Below are 18,267 nucleotides of genomic sequence, written 5' to 3'. Positions count from 1 at the left end.
ACAGGACAGGAGGAAGGTGATTCGATGAATGGACGTAACCCGATGGAACGCAAACAGCGGATTCGGGCTCTTGATGAACGGAGAGAACAGCTGGAAAAAGAACAGAACCGGCGACGTATCCATCTTCGACGCCGCCTGGCTGCGGCCTCACTTCTCTTTTTGTTAATGGTTGTCTTCATCGGTCAGAGTTACTTCTCGAAAGTCGGATATGTGTCCGAGCAAGAACGGAAACAAAATGAAGCGCAAGTCGAACTTCAGGAAACGAAGGACGAACAATCAGAACTGAAAGAGCAGGTCGAACGTTTACAAGACGAAGAATACATCGCCAATCTAGCGCGCAACGAGCTGTTGTTCTCGAAAGATGGCGAGATTATTTTTTACTTCTCACCAGAGGAATAAGTGGGTTCGTTGACCGTTGACGAATCGACTCGTATAATTGTAGGGAATCAATCAAAAAAAGGAGTACATTATTTTATGTCAATTGAAGTAGGAAGCAAGGTACAAGGTAAGGTTACAGGGATTACGCATTTCGGAGCGTTCGTAGAACTTCCAAATGGCAAAACGGGTTTGGTGCACATCAGTGAAGTGGCAGATTCTTACGTCAAAGACATCAATGAAGTGCTAACGGTCGGTCAAGAAGTGACGGTCAAAATCTTGAACGTCGAAACAGATGGCAAAATCGGGTTGTCTATCAAAAAGGCCGTCGATCGCCCTGTCAGTGAACGTCCAGAGCGTCCAGCCGGCGAGCGTTTCTCTCGTGGCCCACGCCCGGGCGGCCCGGGTCAAGGCGGCCCACGCCCAGGTGGTCCAGGACAAGGTGGCCCACGCGGTGGCGGCGGTCCACGCGGTGGCGGTCCACGTGGCGGCGGCGGACGTCGTGAAGTACGCCGTGAGCCAGAAACGTTCGATACGTTGATGAGCAAGTTCTTGAAAGACAGCGACGAGCGCTTGACGACGTTAAAACGTCAAACCGACTCAAAACGCGGTGGACGTGGAGCCAAGCGCGGGTAACCCTTCGTAAACCATCAGCTTCTACTCGTAACGATAGACGGTCTTCCTCAAGAAGACGACGAACCACAGACTTTTATAGTCTGTGGTTTTTTTTGATTCTTTTTTTGTTATGAAAAATAACTAAAAAGGGTTGCATTTTTTCGGGGAAGCGAGCACAATAGGGAACATGAAAAAATAGTTATGTTTTATAAGTGAAAGGTGAGAATGAAGATGAATGGATGGAAACTGTGGTTGGCGGAATGGAGAAGCATCGGGAAGAATCCTCGGGTCTGGGTCCCGATTCTCGCGGTCGCACTCGTACCGCTCATGTATGCCGGGATGTTCTTATGGGCGTTTTGGGATCCGTATGGACAGATGAAAGACTTGCCGGTGGCGATCGTGAACGAAGACCAGGGAGCGACGTTCGACGGGGAGCAACTTGCCGTCGGGGACGAACTCGTTGAGAAGTTAAAGACGTCTGAGGCGTTCGAATTTATCGAGACGACGAAACAAGAAGCCGAGTCAGGGTTGAACGATCATGACTATTACATGGCGATTGAGATTCCGGCAAACTTCTCAGAAAAAGCGACGACGGCGCTCAGCGAAAAACCTGAGAAGCTTGAACTCAAATATATCGCCAATGAATCGTATAACTTTTTAGCGGCTCAAATCGGCGGTTCCGCGATGGAGCAAGTGAAAGGTGAACTGTCGACCGAAGTCGCGAAACAGTACGTCAGTGCGATGCGTGACGGGATTCAAGATGCCGCTGCTGGACTCGATGAAGCGGCGGCTGGGGCGGGAAAACTAGCAGATGGATCGCAGACGGCCGAACAGGGGGCGACCCAATTGGCCGACGGGACCGCATTGCTCGCTTCAAAACAACAAGAATTGGCTGACGGGGCGAGTCGGTTGAATGAAGGTTTGGCCCAACTCGAGACAGGGACGACGGAGTTGGCGAAGGGAAGCCAGCAAGTTTATGCAGGTAGCGCCGCCTTATCAGACGGAGCACGTCAAGTGAATGAAGGGGCGTCTGCCCTTCAAGACGGAACGAGCCAACTTGTCGAAGGGACAGACACGTTCGCCTCGAAGTTGGAGGAATTGCACAGCGGGACGGCTTCTCTCAATCAAGGCGTTCAACAACTCGCGGCCGGGATTCAGCGTTCGAAGGACGGCAGTGAGCAATTGAGTGCCGGTTCAAATGAATTGGCGGCCGCGATGACGGCGGCGAAAGAAGGAAATGCCGCCTTGATGGCAGGAGAGACGGAACTCGTGGCCGGAATCGGTCAGATGAAGACAGAAATGTTGGCCAGTCAAGATCAGTTGATGACCCAGCTGTCAGCACTCGTCGAGGCAGGGCAACCTGCTTCACCAGAGATGCTACAGGCGATTGTGGCCCAATTGGCGGAAGGTCAAACAGCGACGGCCGCTGGATTCGATGCACTATCCACGGGAGCGACGCGTGTGAAAGAAGGACAGGCCGCGCTCGGTGACGGATTGACGCAAGCAGAGGCTGGTGCCAATGAACTCGCTTCGGGACTGGTGACGTTACGTGACGGACAAGCCGAGCTCGCAAGCGGGGCACAGGCGTTGGCGGATGGGTCGACACAAGTGGAACAAGGGGCGCAAACGGCAGCCGTGAGTTCGAAAGAGTTGGCTTCGGCAAGCAATCGCTTAAACGCCGGCGTCGGAGCGTTGAAAGACGGGACCGCCGAACTCGCGTCCGGCAGTACGCAGTTGACCGAGGCGACGGGGGCCTTGTCAGAGGGGAGTTCGAAACTCGCGGACGGGGCGAAGAGAGCCGGCGCGGGCACGAATACACTCGCGAACGGGGCTGTACGTTTGGCAGAGGGCGGTAAAGACCTCCAGTCAGGTAGCGACCAGCTCGCAGACGGAGTGTCCGAACTTGCGGCTGGTAACAGCAAGTTACGGGACGGGCTCGCCGATGGGGCCGAAGCGGCCGCGATCGACATCCGAGACGATAACGTCGACATGATGGCCGGACCGGTCACGGTCGTCAACGAATCGATTCACAAAGTCCCGAACTACGGAACAGGTTTTGCACCGTACTTCATGTCACTCGGACTATTCGTCGGGGCGCTCTTGCTCTCGATTGTCTATCCGCTGTACGATCCGGCTGGAAAACCGAAACGCAGCCTGTCATGGCTCGTCTCAAAATCAGGTGTGTTGCTCGTCATCGGATTTATTCAAGCGCTCGTCTTGGATGTGGCGATGGTCATGTTGCTCGGACTTGAAGTCGAGGCGCCGCTCCAGTTCTTCGGATTCAGTTGGCTCGTCAGCATCACGTTCCTCTTAATCGTGCAGCTACTCGTCACGACGCTCGGAAATCCGGGCCGTTTCGTCGCCATCGTCTTATTGATTCTTCAATTGACGACGTCGGCTGGAACGTTCCCGCTCGAACTGATTCCGAGCGCCCTCCAACCGTTTAACGCTTGGTTGCCGATGACATACACCGTATCGGGCTATAAAGAAATCTTGTCAGCGGACGGCTGGAGCTACCTGCAACAAGCAATCATCTATTTGGCATTCGTCTCAACCGCTTGCTTCTTCCTGCTATGGGGATATTTCCGCATCGCTTGGAAGAAAAAATATCGGCTGACGACGTCAGAAGCGTGATGCACAACGAACTGAAAATCGTGTATAGTGGATAAGACGACACTATACACGATTTTTTTGTGAAAAAACTTTTAAAAAAGAATTGACACTGGCGTGGGTACTGGTTATTATAGAAAATGTGCTTAGGACACAACAATAACATGGCGGTGTAGCTCAGCTGGCTAGAGCGTACGGTTCATACCCGTGAGGTCGTGGGTTCGACTCCCTCCGCCGCTACCATTTTATTTAGGCCCGTTGGTCAAGCGGTTAAGACACCGCCCTTTCACGGCGGTAACACGGGTTCGAATCCCGTACGGGTCACTTACCTAAGCGAAAAGAAGCCATCTCACTCGAGATGGCTTCTTTTGTTATATCAAGGAGGCGGACGGATGACGAGAGTATTGGTTGCCGTGTCCGGTGGAATCGATTCGGTCGTCTTGTTGGATCGGGTCATTCGGAACGGTATGGAAGTGGGCGTGGCCCATGTCCATCATGGACTGCGTCCCGAGTCGGATGAAGAGTATGAATTTGTGCGACGTTTGGCCGACAAGTACGACGTGCCATTTCATGGCAAACGGCTCGCTTTCCCGAACGGCGGTTCGCAGGCGAGTTACCGGACGGCACGATATGCGTTCTTTGAACAGGTTATGCAGAAGTTCGACTATACACAACTGATGACGGCCCATCACGCGGATGACCAACTCGAGACCGTCCTCATTCAACTGCAGCGTAACGTCGTCGAAGTGACGGGGATTCCTGAGCGTCGTCCGTTCGCAGGAGGAGAACTCGTTCGTCCGCTCTTATCGGAACCGAAGCGGGAACTGATTGCCTATGCCAAACGATACGGACTTGAATGGAGAGAAGATGCGAGCAACGCCACGACCGAATATTTGCGCAATCAAGTGCGGCATCAGATCGTGCCCCAGCTCCTCGCGTCGCAACCGAATCTTGTTCAAGTTGTGAGCGAAACAGCTCGGCATCAACGCGAATTGTGGCGGACCCGCTACCGACAGATGGAGAATTGGATCCAGGACAACGTGCGACTCGAGATGAAAGCGTTTCACGTGAAATCGGATAACTTGATGTGTCTAAATCCTGTCGAACGATACACCGTCGGGCGCCTGCTATCAATGCGCTACGGGGTAGAGGTGGGGACCGCGATCGACCGTCTGTTAACGAGTGCCCAAGGTTCTGGCCACTTCGACTTAGAGGGGTCATGGGGCCTGCGGAAACAAGACGGGCTCTTATCGTTACAGGCAACTGGTCAATCGCTCCTAGCCCCACACAAACAAGTGGTAACGACCTTCCCAGCGCATGTAGTGTTCGGGACTTCATTATTCTCACTAGACGTTGAGGATGATACGGACGGCATCCCGCTCGAGGCGATCGAGTTGCCGTTGATCATCCGCTCTGTCGAGGCTGGGGACGCGATGAAACTGTCCATCGGGACGAAAAAAGTCGCCCGCATCTTCATTGACGCGAAGATTCCGCGAGAAAAACGGCCATTCGTCCCATTGATAGTTGACGCAACGGGACGGATTATCGCTATAGTAGGGGTAAGAGTTTCCGATTTTCCGGATAAGTCGGGTGCGATGTGCCCACGATTAATGGTAAAATGATGATTGTGTCGGATAAGAAAGAGGAGGATTTTAAGATGTCATTAATGAACGATATGGAGAAAGTACTGATTTCAAGCGAAGAGATTCAAGGTAAAGTGAAAGAACTCGCTACAACACTTAGCGAAGAATATAAAGAAGAGTTTCCACTCCTCGTCTGCGTGTTAAAAGGTGCGATGCCATTCATGTCAGACCTCGTCAAAGAAATGGACATCCATTTAGAAATGGATTTCATGGACGTGTCGACGTACCATGGCGGAACGTCATCGACGGGTGAAGTAAAAATTGAGAAAGATTTAAATACATCTGTAGAAGGACGCGACATCTTGATTGTAGAAGATATCATTGATAGTGGACTTACGCTCGGCTATCTCGTCGACTTGCTCAAGTACCGCAAAGCCAAATCGGTTAAAATCGTGACGCTTCTTGATAAACCGACGGGCCGCAAGAACGGATTGTCGGCAGATTATAGCGGTTTCGTTATTCCGCACGAGTTTGTTGTCGGCTATGGTCTCGATTACGAAGAGAAATATCGTAACCTTCCGTACGTCGGTGTGCTCAAGCCGAGCATTTACGGGGGCTAACGTTTTTCTTTTGAAAATGCGTCGTGTTAAGATAAAAGAAATACCCAAAGTATACACATATACTGAATGGGCGAGAACATCGTTTCTCGGAATAGGAGGCAGAGAATGAATCGTGCAGTGAAAAACACCTTAGTTTTCGGTGTGATTTTCCTAGCCTTGATCTTGTTCCTTCAATATTTACAAAACCCGAATAGCCAGAGCGAGACGCTTACGTATTCGAAGTTCTTGGAATATGTGGAAGAAGGTCGGATTGAAACGGCAACCGTACAAGAAATTCCGGGAGCCATCTCAATTACAGGAGATCTAACAGGAGACGAAGATCAGCGTTTTGAAACGAATATCCCGGCCAACGAGGCCGAATACGCCGAAGTGCTCTCGTCACTTCGCGCGGATACCGACATCCAAATCGAAGAAGCAGAGTCGAGTGGTAGCTGGTTCAGCATCGTATTCGCGATCTTACCGTTCATCATCATCTTCATCTTATTCTTCTTCTTGCTCAACCAAGCCCAAGGTGGCGGTGGTGGTGGTCGTGTGATGAACTTCGGGAAATCGAAGGCGAAATTATACGATCAAGAGAAGCGCCGTGTGACGTTTGAAGACGTTGCCGGAGCGGATGAAGAGAAGCAAGAGCTCATCGAAGTCGTTGAATTCTTGAAAGACCCACGTAAGTTCTCGAAACTCGGGGCACGGATTCCGAAAGGTGTCTTGCTTGTCGGTCCTCCGGGAACAGGTAAAACATTGCTCGCTCGTGCAGCTGCAGGAGAAGCCGGTGTACCGTTCTTCTCAATCTCAGGTTCTGACTTCGTCGAAATGTTCGTCGGTGTCGGGGCGTCACGTGTACGTGACTTGTTCGAGAATGCGAAAAAGAACGCACCGTGTATCATCTTTATCGATGAAATCGATGCGGTCGGACGTCAACGTGGCGCTGGCCTCGGTGGTGGACATGACGAGCGTGAACAAACGCTTAACCAACTTCTTGTCGAGATGGATGGATTCAGTGACAACGAAGGGATCATCATGATTGCCGCGACGAACCGTCCGGATATTCTTGACCCGGCCCTTCTTCGCCCAGGTCGATTTGACCGTCAAATCACGGTTGATCGTCCGGATGTTAAAGGCCGTGAAGCAGTCCTCAAAGTTCACGCCCGCAACAAGCCACTTGATTCGACAGTCGACTTGAAGTCGATTGCGCAGCGGACACCTGGATTCTCAGGTGCTGACCTTGAAAACTTATTGAACGAAGCGGCGCTCGTCGCAGCCCGGTCTGACCGTTCAGCGGTATCAGTCGTGGATGTCGAGGAAGCGATTGACCGCGTCATCGCCGGTCCTTCTAAGAAGAGCCGTGTCATCTCGGAGAAAGAACGACAAATCGTCGCCTATCATGAAGCGGGTCATACGATTATCGGGATTGAACTTGAGAATGCAGATGAAGTGCATAAAGTGACGATCGTTCCTCGCGGTAACGCAGGCGGCTATGTCGTCATGCTTCCAAAAGAAGATCGCTACTTCATGACGAAACCTGAGCTTGAAGATAAAATCGTCGGTCTCCTCGGGGGCCGCGTGGCGGAAGACGTCATCTTCGGTGAAGTGTCAACAGGAGCAAGCAATGATTTCCAACGTGCGACTGGTATCGCCCGGAAGATGGTCATGGATTACGGGATGAGCGACAAGCTCGGGCCGCTCCAACTTGGGTCAAACCATGGTGGACAAGTCTTCCTTGGCCGTGACTTCCAAACGGAACAGAACTACTCGGATGCGATTGCACAAGACATCGACCTCGAGATTCGTGATATCATCAACCGTTGTTACGCGAAAGCGAAACAAATCTTGACGGATCGTAGAGACGATCTCGAACTCGTCGCGAAGACGTTGCTCGAAGTCGAGACGCTCGATTCGAAACAGATTCGTCACTTGATTAAGACGCGCGAATATCTTCCGCATGAACCGGAAGAGCCGTCTGAACCATCGAAAGATGATGCAAGCGACGAAGCGAAGAAAGATGAGGCGGCCGTCAAGCACGGACAAGTCATCGATCAGCCTGGAGTCGTTCAAGAAGCGAAGCCGGATGTTGTCCCTGAAGGCGATAAGCCGGAAGCGACACCGACGGAACGCCCGAACAACGAATCACGGTAAGTGTAAGAGACGAATGCCCTAAACAAGGCATTCGTCTTTTTTCGTGTTATAATTCGAGCGAACTGTAATTGACAACAAAGTGAGGAACGCTATCATGATTTTAGTGATTGATGTTGGGAATACAAATATTGTCCTTGGGATGTATGACGGCGAGACACTCGTCCATCATTGGCGCATCTCGACAGACCGCACGAAAACGACCGATGAATACGGCATGCTCGTGAAATCACTGTTCGATCATTCGAACGTCTCATTCGATCAGATTGACGGTGTGATTCTGTCTTCGGTCGTTCCACCGGTCATCTTTCCGCTCGAGCAGATGTCGCAGCGTTACTTTAACGTCCGACCGATTGTCGTCGGTCCCGGCGTGAAAACCGGTCTCGACATTCATGTTGATAATCCGCGTGAAGTCGGAGCGGACCGCATCGTCAACGCGGTCGCTGGAATCGCCAAGTATGATGGACCGCTCATCATCGTCGATTTCGGAACGGCGACGACGTACTGCTATATTGATGAGAACCGCCGTTATCACGGAGGCATCATTTCACCGGGGATCATGATTTCGGTCGAGGCGCTCTATCAACGGGCGGCCAAGCTGCCGCGCATCGAGCTCGCGACACCGCCTACGGTCGTTGGGAAAAATACAATTCAAGCGATGCAGTCCGGGACGTATTACGGCTATGTCGCACAAGTCGACGGGATTGTCGGTCGTATGAAGCGTGAAGTCGGAGAAGCGACCGTGATCGCCACGGGCGGCCTCGCGCGTTTGATTAGCGAGCATGCAGAGACGATTGATGTCGTCGATTCATTTTTGACGCTCGATGGGCTTCGTCTCATCTATGAGCGCAACCAGAAATAAACTTAAAGGAGTTACTCGATATGATTCAACCAGAACAACAAGCATTACTTGACCAAATGAAAGCCGATTACCTCGTCCGTGCCCTTGGGTTCAACGGGGAAGTCCGTGCGTTTGCCGTCCGGACGACGAAAACGATCTTTGAAACGCAACTCCGTCACCAGACGACACCGGTCGCTTCAGCAGCGCTCGGTCGCACGATGACGATCGGGACGATGATCGGTGCGATGCAAAAAGGCGCCGCTCGCGTGACGCTCAAAGTCGAAGGCGATGGACCGATTGGGAAAATCATCGTCGATGCCGATACGGCGGGAGACGTGCGCGGTTACGTGTCACATCCTCGTGTCGAAGGCGGCACGTTTGTGAACGATCACGGTTTGACGAAGTTGAAAGTCGGTGAAGCCGTCGGACGCGGGACGATCTCGGTCATTAAAGACCTCGGTTTGAAAGACTTTGTCGGCGGCTCGTCTGAGATTCAAACGGGTGAGATTAGCGAAGACTTCACGTACTACTTTGCGACGTCAGAACAAGTACCGTCAGTCGTAGGTGCGGGTGTGCTCGTCCTTCCAGAAGATGAATCGATTCTTGCGGCCGGTGGCATTATCGTTCAATTGATGCCGGATGCGTCAGAAGAGACGATTCAAGCGCTTGAACAGGCGCTCAAGACGTTCCCGCCAGTGTCGGTCCTCATCGGTGAAGAGAAGACACCGGAAGAGATGCTCCATATGCTCCTTGGCGACAGCCTCGAAGTGTTGGATCAAAAACCGGTCCAATTTAATTGCACATGTGGCCGCGACCGTATGGAAAGCGCGATTATCGGGCTCGGTGCCGAAGAGATTCGTCACATGATTGAAGAGGATGGCGGCGCTGAAGCGGTTTGTCACTTCTGCGGCGAGAAATACCACTTCTCGGCGGAACAATTAGAAACGATGAAACAACAAGCACGTTGACCGCTTTACTCCAAATTGCATATTTTGAATCTGATAGGGTATGATTACAATATCGGAATAGTCGGAATTATGGAGGAGGAAATGAAATGCGTATCGTAGATTCAGTAACAGACTTGATTGGAAAGACACCGATTGTGAAGTTGAATGGATTGACTGGCGCTGAAGATGCCACGGTTTACTTGAAATTGGAGTATATGAACCCGGGCTCTAGCGTAAAAGACCGGATTGCGCTCGCTATGATTGAAGCGGCGGAACGAGAAGGGGTCTTGAAACCAGGAGATACGATTATCGAACCGACCAGTGGGAACACGGGAATCGGTCTCGCCATGGTCAGTGCGGCCAAAGGCTATAAAGCGATTTTGGTCATGCCGGAAACGATGAGCATGGAACGTCGCAATTTGCTTCGTGGCTACGGTGCCGAACTCATTTTGACGCCGGGTCCTGAAGGGATGGGCGGAGCGATTCGCCGTGCGACGGAAGAGGCTGAACAAAACGGTTATTTCCTCCCGCAGCAGTTTAACAATGAAGCTAACCCGAACGTGCACGAGATGACGACAGGACCTGAAATCGTCGACGCGTTCGATGCGTCAGGCCTTCAAGTCGATGCGTTCATCGCCGGCGTCGGGACAGGTGGAACAATCACGGGAGCGGGTAAAGTGTTGAAAGCCCACTATCCGAACGTTCAAATCCTAGCGGTCGAACCGGTCGATTCACCGGTCTTGTCGGGTGGTAAACCAGGCCCGCATAAAATCCAAGGGATCGGGGCCGGGTTCATCCCGTCGATTCTAGATACGGAGATTTATGAAGGTGTCCTTCAAATCACGACCGATCAGGCGTTCGAATACGCACGTCTTGCGGCCAAAACGAACGGCGTGCTCGGAGGCATCTCATCTGGGGCGGCGATCGCAGCGGCTGTCGATACGGCGAAACGTCTCGGCAAAGGGAAAAACGTGCTGGCAATCATCCCGTCAAACGGAGAACGCTACCTCAGCACACCGCTCTATCAATTCGATGAAGAATCAGATAGCGTACGCTCGTAAACAAACGGCAGTTACCGGGAGACAACTTCTTTCGGTAACTGCCTTTTCTTGTGTACAATTAAAGGCATGAATCAGTGGAACGGGGGAATGTGGCGTGAGACAAACAGCGTTCAAAACCATGAGTATGACAAAAGAGAAGATGTACGACACATATATGACATTGACGGAAGGGAAGAAGCATTATGCGTGGTTAGAGAGCGGACGCGTAGGCCGCTATACAATGGCCGGGATTGAACCGTTCGCTACGCTTCACGTGAAAGATGGGGTCGGAACGTTCGAGACATCAGAGGCGACGGAAACACTTTACGGTGACCCGCTCGACATCGTCGAAACAATCCGGACCCGGTACGCCACCGAGCGGCCAGCTGGCGCTCCCCCGTTTTTTGGCGGGATGATCGGCTATGTAAGCTATGACGTAGCCCGAACGCTCGAACGTTTACCGCGGCAAGCGGCAGACGATTTGGCGACACCGGACGTCTCGTTCTTGCTGTTCGATGAAGTAGCGGTCTTCGATGAAGAAGAATCACTTTTATATATGCTCGTTACGACGGACAATCAGTTAGAAGTGAAACTCGATCGCTTTGTCGCCCTCTGGCACACCGAGACGCACTATTCGTTCCCACAGGTCGCGAGCGGAACGCTCGAACGTTCACGTTCATTGTCACAAGAGAATTTCGTGACGGCGGTGCAAAAGATTCAAGACTACATCGTCGAGGGCGATGTGTTCCAAGTGAACTTGAGCGTCCGGCAGTCGGAACCGCTACTCGCACACCCGCGTCACATCTACGACACGCTCCGGAAAGTGAACCCTTCACCGTATATGGGTTATTTCGTTGACGATTCGCTCACGATGGTGTCGGCTTCGCCGGAACTGTTGCTCGAGAAACATGGCGCCGCCATCTCGACCCGCCCGATTGCTGGGACGAGACCACGAGGACGAGATGAGGCGGAAGATCTGGAACTGGCTCGGACGCTGCTCGATAATGAGAAAGAGCGGGCCGAACACGTCATGCTCGTCGACCTTGAACGAAACGACTTGGGCAAAGTCGCGGCTTACGGGACAGTGCATGTCGATGAGCTGATGGTCATCGAGAAGTACTCGCACGTCCAACATATCGTCTCGAACGTGCGCGGTTTGATGCGGGACGGCATATCGGGAGCCGAAGCACTCGGCGCGATGTTCCCGGGCGGCACCATCACCGGGGCACCGAAAATCCGGACGATGGAAATCATCGAAGAACTCGAACCGGTCCGACGCGGGATTTATACCGGCTCATACGGCTGGCTTAGTTGGGATGATGACCTCGTGTTCAACATCACGATTCGGACGATGGTCGTCAAGGACGGAATCGCCCATGTTCAGGCTGGTGCCGGGATTGTGATTGATTCGGATCCTGAAGCGGAGTACGCCGAATCACTTTCCAAGGCGAAAGCGCTATGGACGGCGAAAGAAAGGACGGAGACGACGGTATGATTTTACTCATCGATAACTATGACTCGTTCACATACAATTTAGTTCAATACTTTGGGGAGCTCGGTGAACAACTCGTCGTCCGTCGTAACGATGACATCACAATCGAGGAAATTGAAGCGCTCGCCCCAAGTTATCTCGTCATTTCGCCTGGTCCGTGCACACCGAGTGAGGCGGGTATCAGCATCGATGCGATTCAGGCGTTTGCCGGTCGCATCCCAATTCTTGGCGTCTGTCTCGGACATCAAGCGATTGCTCAAGCGTTCGGCGGAAAAGTCGTCCATGCCGAGCGGCTCATGCATGGCAAGACGTCAGCGATTCAACATGACGGAAACACGCTGTTTAACGGCATCCCGCAACAGACAATCGTGACACGCTACCATTCGCTCGCGGTTGAACGAGATGCGTTACCGTCGTGCTTGAAAGTCACGGCCGAGACGAGCCTGGGAGAGATTATGGCACTCCGGCATGAAACGTTACCGATTGAAGGGGTGCAGTTTCATCCGGAAGCGATTTTGACAGAACACGGCAAAGACATGATTCGTAATTTCGTCGAGGTGTATCGTCATGTGGCTTTGGCATAACGGCGAACTGCGAGGCAGCTCTGAAGTAACGATTCCGGTGGAAGATCACGGATTTTTATATGGGATGGGCCTATTCGAGACGTTTCGAACGTTTAATGGCACCCCGTTCTTGTTTGATCTTCACTGGGAACGTCTCGAAAAGAGCTTAGCAGAACTATGGATCGACCTTCCTTACACGAAACAAGAAATCGAACAGGCGATTCAAGATGTCGTTCGTCAAAACGGGACCCCGAACCTGTATGTGCGCTTGAACGTGTCCGCGGGGGTGGCCCCACTTGGACTCTACGACGGACGCTACACTCGTCCGAACGTGACACTGCTCGTCAAGCCGTTACCGGAATCGTTCCAGCCCACGGAAAAACGGCTGGAAGCCATCCCGTTTCCGAGAAGTCGGCCCGAAGCAGCATTCCGCTTAAAATCCCATCATTATATGAACAATATATTAGGGAAGCGCATGCTCGTTGATCGGGAGGCGGAAGGACTGTTCGCCGATGACTCAGGACATGTCGTAGAAGGGCTTGTCTCGAATATCTTCTGGGTCGAAGCTGACCAACTTTGGACGACGCCGCTCGCGACGGGACCTCTGGCTGGGGTCACGCGACGTTGGGTGATGGATACGTTTGATGTGAAGGAACGTGATGTGACGTTTGCTGAACTTACACAGGCAGACGAGATTTGGTTGACCAATTCGGTTCAACAGATTGCTCCGGTCACAGACTATGCCGGGAACAGTTATCCAGGAAAAGACGGGGCAAAATTTAAAGCATGTTGGTCTGTCTTGTTGCATGCGATTGAGAGGGAAGAAACGCGATGACAAAAATCATGGGAATTTTAAATGTGACACCGGATTCGTTTTCGGACGGAGGACGGTATACGGCGCTCGAACAGGCGGTCGCTCACGCCAAGCAACTCGTTCAAGACGGAGCGGACGCGATTGATATCGGCGGGGAATCGACACGGCCGGGAGCCCGGTTCGTCTCGGCGGAAGAAGAAATCGAGCGAGTCGTTCCTGTCATTCGTCAACTGAAGCAAGAGCTCGACGTGCTCATCTCGATCGATACGTACAAACCGGTGGTGGCAAAGGCAGCATTAGAAGCCGGGGCCGATATCATCAATGACGTCTGGGGCTCGAAGTGGGGCGATCAATCGATGGCACAAGTGGCACGGGCGTTTAACGTTCCCATCATCTTGATGCACAATCGCGACAATCGAAATTATGGCCATTTCATTGAGGAGGTCGTCGGTGACTTGTATGAATCGATTGAAATCGCTCAAGCGGCAGGTGTGCCGGATGAGATGATTTGGTTAGACCCGGGAATCGGCTTTGCGAAAGACTATGCGCAAAACATGGAGTTGATGAATCGACTCGACGTGATCACGAACCTCGGTTATCCGGTGTTACTCGGAACGTCGCGGAAATCATTTATCGGGCAAGCGCTTGATTTACCGACCGAAGAACGACTGGAAGGGACACTGGCGACGACGTGTCTAGGCATCATGAAAGGCTGTGCGTGGATTCGGGTCCATGACGTACGAGAGAATAAACGAGCGTCACTCATGATGGACGCGATGCTGGGAGGCGGACAAATTGGATAAGATGTTTGTGAATGGGATGCGTTTTTACGGCTATCACGGTGTGTTTGCAGAAGAGAATCGACTCGGTCAACGGTTTAACATCGATTTGATGTGTGAGTTGGATTTGGCGCCGGCTGGACAATCGGATGATTTATCAGACGGGGTCAGCTACGCCGGTCTCTATCAATTGACGGAAGACATCGTCACCGGGGAGCCGGTCAATCTACTTGAGGCGCTAGGCGAGCGCATCACGACGGCTGTCTTGGCCCACAGCGACAAGATTCAAAGCGTCACCGTCAAAGTGATCAAGCCGGACCCGCCCATCCCGGGTCATTATGACTCAGTCGCAATTGAGATGACACGGAGACGGAACGTATGATGTACGTAGCGCTGGGCTCGAACATTGGGGAGCGTGCCAACTATCTGGCAGAAGCGATTCAAGCGATGGCGGTAAACGGTCTTCAGGTGACGAAAGAGTCATCCGTATATGAGACGGCACCGGTCGGATACACAGATCAGCCATCCTTCTATAATATGGTCGTCGAAGTCGAGCCGTCGCTTTCTGCGGAAGCGGCCTTGCTTCAACTCCAACAGATTGAACGGGACCTAGGGAGAGAACGACTATTCAAGAATGGACCGCGTACAATCGACCTTGACATCTTGGTCTATAACAGCGAAGATATACAATCGAAGCAGTTAACTGTTCCGCATCCACGGATGCATGAACGCGCTTTTGTCCTTGCCCCGTTCGCGGAGATTGCTCCGGCGGTCGAGGTAAAGGGAATGACGGTGCGGGCGTTGCTAGAAGCCCTTCCTGCGTCGGAACGACAAGATGTCGTCCGTCTGGGGCCGTTACAATCATTGGTCAGCTCGGTTTAACGTTAGCAAAGGAAGTGGAGAAGTGTCAGGGTTCAAAATTGGTAACATCGATATAAAGAACCGCGCCGTCCTTGCCCCGATGGCCGGAGTGACAAACCCTGCGTTTCGTTTGATCGCTAAAGAATTTGGCGCGGGACTCGTCTGTGCTGAAATGGTCAGCGATAAAGGGATTTTATTGGAGAACGCAAGAACGCTCCGGATGCTGTACGTCGATGAACGGGAAAAGCCGCTCAGCCTTCAAATTTTCGGCGGTTCGAAAGACACACTCGTCAGAGCGGCCCAGTACGTAGATCAAAACACGAATGCGGACATCATCGATATCAATATGGGTTGCCCGGTCCCAAAAGTCACGAAGTGTGAGGCGGGTGCCAAATGGTTGCTTGACCCGGACAAAGTTTACGAGATGGTGAACGCCGTTTCTAATGCGGTGGATAAGCCGGTCACGGTCAAAATGCGCCTCGGTTGGGACGAAGACCATATTTATATTCTCGACAATGTTCGGGCGGCTCAATCCGGAGGAGCGGCGGCGATTGCGATTCATGGTCGTACGCGGTCTCAACAATATGAAGGAACCGCAAACTGGGATTGGATTGGCGAAGCCAAGAAGATTGCGACGGTTCCGATTATCGGTAACGGCGATATCTCGACACCTCAAGAAGCAAAACATGCGATTGATCACTATGGTGTCGAGGCCGTCATGATCGGGCGGGCAGCGCTTGGTAACCCATGGATGCTGTATCAAACGGTGCAGTATTTGGAGACGGGTGATCTTCCGCCAGAACCAGCGGCGCGTGAAAAAATCGACATCTGTATGTTGCACCTCGATCGCTTGATTGCCATCAAAGGAGAAGTGACGGCCGTTCGCGAGATGCGTCAACATGCGGCGTGGTACTTGAAAGGGTTGAAAGGCAGCGGCCCGGTTCGGAAGCAAATCAACGAAACGGAATCGCGAGATGCTTTTGGCATCGTGTTGTATCATTTTGTGGAACAGCTCGAGCGACAAATGCAAGAAGTGTGAACTAGTGAAAAAAATTGATTTGTGGTAAGCTTGTTTGGCGAAAAAGTGAACCACACAAGCAAACGGTTTAGGCTGTGCTGTTGGCCGTGAGGCTGACAGTTTTTTATTAGACATCCCCAATACGTATAGAGGAGTGAATGGAGTAGTGAGTCACGAGTTGGAAATGAATGACCAAATGCAGGTTCGGTTTGAAAAAATGACCGAGATGCGTGAACAAGGGCTTGACCCGTTCGGACGTCGGTTCGAACGTTCTGCCCACGCCGGTGAATTACATGAACAATATGAGGCAATTGAAAAAGAAGCCTTGGCCGAACAAGACGTCGAAGTGACGCTTGCCGGACGAATCATGACGAAACGTGGAAAAGGGAAAGTCTTCTTTGCCCACATCCAAGACGTCACAGGACAAATCCAAATCTACGTGCGTAAAAATGACGTAGGTGACGAACCGTTCGATTTATTCAAATCATCTGACCTTGGTGACATCGTCGGGGTGAAAGGGAAGCTGTTCAAGACGAACGTCGGCGAATTGTCGATTCATGTTGAAGAGTTCGAACTCTTAACAAAAGCACTTCGTCCGCTTCCTGATAAATATCATGGCTTAAAAGATGTTGAGCAACGCTATCGTCAACGTTATTTGGATTTAATTACGAATAACGATTCGCGTCAAACGTTTATTCTGCGTAGCCGGATCATCTCGGAAATTCGGAATTTCTTGAACCATCGCGGTTACTTGGAAGTCGAAACGCCGATGTTGCATACAATCGCAGGTGGAGCGGCGGCCCGTCCGTTCTTGACGCACCATAATGCACTTGATATGGAATTATATATGCGGATCGCCATCGAGCTTCATTTGAAGCGCTTGATTGTCGGTGGTCTCGAGCGCGTGTATGAGATTGGCCGTGTCTTCCGTAATGAAGGGATCTCAACACGTCATAACCCAGAGTTCACGATGATTGAATTGTATGAAGCGTATGCGGACTATAATAACATCATGGATTTGACAGAAGAACTCGTAGCTCACGTAGCCCAAGAAGTTCTTGGCACGACGGACGTTCAATATGGAGAAGATACGATTCATTTGGCTGTCGGTTGGAAACGTGCGCACATGGTCGACTTGGTTAAAGAAGAAACAGGCGTCGATTTCTGGCAACAGATGTCTGATGAAGATGCACGTGCGCTTGCAAAAGAGCACGGTGTCGAGATTCAAGACCATATGACATTCGGTCACATCGTCAATGAATTCTTTGAGCAGAAAATCGAAGAAACATTGTTACAACCGACGTTTGTCACCGGTCACCCTGTCGAAGTATCGCCATTGGCGAAAAAGAACGATACAGATCCACGCTTCACGGATCGATTTGAATTGTTCATCGTTCGTCGTGAACATGCTAACGCCTTCACGGAATTGAATGATCCGATTGATCAGCGTGAGCGTTTCGAAGCTCAACTTCTTGAGAAAGAAGCAGGGAATGACGAAGCCCATGAATTGGATAACGATTTCCTTGAGGCACTCGAATACGGAATGCCGCCAACGGGCGGTCTTGGAATCGGAATCGATCGCCTCGTCATGTTGTTGACGAATGCACCATCGATTCGTGATGTTCTATTGTTCCCGACGATGAGACACCAACAGTAAAGAATCATTTTAACCTCTCGTTCTTACAGACGAGAGGTTTTTCTATGGAGAATGTTGCCGGTGTAAAGAGACTAAAAACTTTTTTAGAAAAACTTTTGCAAAAAGTCTTGCGTTCTATTTAGGGATGCGGTAAAGTAATAAACGTTGCCGCTGATGGCAGCGGAAAAGAATAAAAAAAGTGGTTGACAACTGTGTCGATGACTTGTATTATTTTAAGAGTCGCCAATGAGCGACAGACGAACTTTGAAAACTGAACGATGAGGCAAAAAAAGTTTTACAATTTTTGAATGAAGCGCAAGCTTCGTCATTTTTAAAGAGCTAT

17 protein-coding genes and 2 tRNA genes are annotated in these 18,267 nt (G+C 51.5%); all 19 read left to right on the top strand.

Annotated elements, in window-relative coordinates:
- The first annotated feature begins 24 nt into the window (after nt 1-24).
- The 19 genes from KNP82_RS13985 (at nt 25) to lysS (ending at nt 17,945) form a co-directional block, all read left to right on the top strand.
- On the top strand, nt 25-399 hold the full coding sequence (locus tag KNP82_RS13985) for an FtsB family cell division protein (RefSeq protein ID WP_214716299.1): 375 nt from the start codon (nt 25-27) through the stop codon (nt 397-399).
- Nucleotides 400-474: 75 nt separating this feature from the next.
- On the top strand, nt 475-1,011 hold the full coding sequence (locus KNP82_RS13980) for a S1 domain-containing RNA-binding protein (protein ID WP_029594406.1): 537 nt from the start codon (nt 475-477) through the stop codon (nt 1,009-1,011).
- Between the two features lie 210 nt (nt 1,012-1,221).
- Nucleotides 1,222-3,624, top strand: coding sequence for a YhgE/Pip domain-containing protein (locus KNP82_RS13975; protein ID WP_214828457.1), 2,403 nt, complete (start codon nt 1,222-1,224; stop codon nt 3,622-3,624).
- 142 nt (nt 3,625-3,766) lie between these two features.
- A tRNA-Met gene (locus KNP82_RS13970) sits at nt 3,767-3,843 on the top strand.
- Nucleotides 3,844-3,852: 9 nt separating this feature from the next.
- Nucleotides 3,853-3,924 (top strand) — tRNA-Glu (locus KNP82_RS13965).
- 68 nt (nt 3,925-3,992) lie between these two features.
- Entirely contained in the window at nt 3,993-5,222 is a 1,230-nt protein-coding gene (tilS, locus tag KNP82_RS13960) for a tRNA lysidine(34) synthetase TilS (RefSeq protein WP_021068187.1), read from the top strand.
- A 35-nt stretch (nt 5,223-5,257) separates the two neighbouring features.
- Nucleotides 5,258-5,803 carry a hypoxanthine phosphoribosyltransferase gene (gene hpt, locus KNP82_RS13955; protein ID WP_021068188.1) on the top strand — a complete coding sequence of 182 codons (546 nt, stop codon included), beginning with the start codon at nt 5,258-5,260 and terminating at the stop codon, nt 5,801-5,803.
- A gap of 105 nt (nt 5,804-5,908) precedes the next feature.
- Nucleotides 5,909-7,936 carry an ATP-dependent zinc metalloprotease FtsH gene (ftsH, locus tag KNP82_RS13950; protein ID WP_021068189.1) on the top strand — a complete coding sequence of 676 codons (2,028 nt, stop codon included), beginning with the start codon at nt 5,909-5,911 and terminating at the stop codon, nt 7,934-7,936.
- Between the two features lie 94 nt (nt 7,937-8,030).
- The gene (locus tag KNP82_RS13945; protein WP_021068190.1) at nt 8,031-8,795 is read left to right on the top strand and encodes a type III pantothenate kinase; all 765 of its coding nucleotides are present in this window, start codon (nt 8,031-8,033) and stop codon (nt 8,793-8,795) included.
- A gap of 20 nt (nt 8,796-8,815) precedes the next feature.
- Nucleotides 8,816-9,742 carry an Hsp33 family molecular chaperone HslO gene (hslO, locus tag KNP82_RS13940; RefSeq protein ID WP_051627654.1) on the top strand — a complete coding sequence of 309 codons (927 nt, stop codon included), beginning with the start codon at nt 8,816-8,818 and terminating at the stop codon, nt 9,740-9,742.
- Nucleotides 9,743-9,828: 86 nt separating this feature from the next.
- Entirely contained in the window at nt 9,829-10,782 is a 954-nt protein-coding gene (gene cysK / locus KNP82_RS13935) for a cysteine synthase A (RefSeq protein WP_021068192.1), read from the top strand.
- Nucleotides 10,783-10,876: 94 nt separating this feature from the next.
- Nucleotides 10,877-12,256: an anthranilate synthase component I family protein gene (locus KNP82_RS13930; protein ID WP_029594411.1), complete on the top strand. Its 1,380-nt coding sequence runs from the start codon at nt 10,877-10,879 to the stop codon at nt 12,254-12,256.
- Nucleotides 12,253-12,837 (top strand): aminodeoxychorismate/anthranilate synthase component II, encoded by a 585-nt coding sequence (gene pabA / locus KNP82_RS13925; protein ID WP_029594412.1) that lies wholly within the window; start codon nt 12,253-12,255, stop codon nt 12,835-12,837. The genes KNP82_RS13930 and pabA overlap by 4 nt, the downstream gene beginning before the upstream one ends.
- Nucleotides 12,821-13,651, top strand: coding sequence for an aminotransferase class IV (locus KNP82_RS13920; RefSeq protein WP_029594413.1), 831 nt, complete (start codon nt 12,821-12,823; stop codon nt 13,649-13,651). The genes pabA and KNP82_RS13920 overlap by 17 nt, the downstream gene beginning before the upstream one ends.
- Nucleotides 13,648-14,433: a dihydropteroate synthase gene (gene folP / locus KNP82_RS13915; RefSeq protein WP_021068196.1), complete on the top strand. Its 786-nt coding sequence runs from the start codon at nt 13,648-13,650 to the stop codon at nt 14,431-14,433. Before KNP82_RS13920 ends, folP begins: the two co-directional genes overlap by 4 nt.
- Nucleotides 14,426-14,791 carry a dihydroneopterin aldolase gene (gene folB, locus KNP82_RS13910; RefSeq protein ID WP_021068197.1) on the top strand — a complete coding sequence of 122 codons (366 nt, stop codon included), beginning with the start codon at nt 14,426-14,428 and terminating at the stop codon, nt 14,789-14,791. Before folP ends, folB begins: the two co-directional genes overlap by 8 nt.
- Entirely contained in the window at nt 14,788-15,291 is a 504-nt protein-coding gene (gene folK / locus KNP82_RS13905; protein ID WP_021068198.1) for a 2-amino-4-hydroxy-6-hydroxymethyldihydropteridine diphosphokinase, read from the top strand. The genes folB and folK overlap by 4 nt, the downstream gene beginning before the upstream one ends.
- A gap of 79 nt (nt 15,292-15,370) precedes the next feature.
- Complete coding sequence (gene dusB, locus KNP82_RS13900; protein ID WP_251128768.1) at nt 15,371-16,309, top strand: tRNA dihydrouridine synthase DusB; 939 nt, start codon at nt 15,371-15,373, stop codon at nt 16,307-16,309.
- A 145-nt stretch (nt 16,310-16,454) separates the two neighbouring features.
- Nucleotides 16,455-17,945 (top strand): lysine--tRNA ligase, encoded by a 1,491-nt coding sequence (gene lysS / locus KNP82_RS13895; protein WP_214828453.1) that lies wholly within the window; start codon nt 16,455-16,457, stop codon nt 17,943-17,945.
- Nucleotides 17,946-18,267 lie beyond the last annotated feature (322 nt).

The sequence above is a fragment of the Exiguobacterium sp. s26 genome, assembly GCF_018618235.1.
Classification (GTDB): Bacteria; Bacillota; Bacilli; order Exiguobacteriales; family Exiguobacteriaceae; genus Exiguobacterium; species Exiguobacterium chiriqhucha.
The sequence above is the reverse complement of the archived record's forward strand: the minus strand, read 5'-3'. Positions and strand labels throughout refer to the sequence as shown.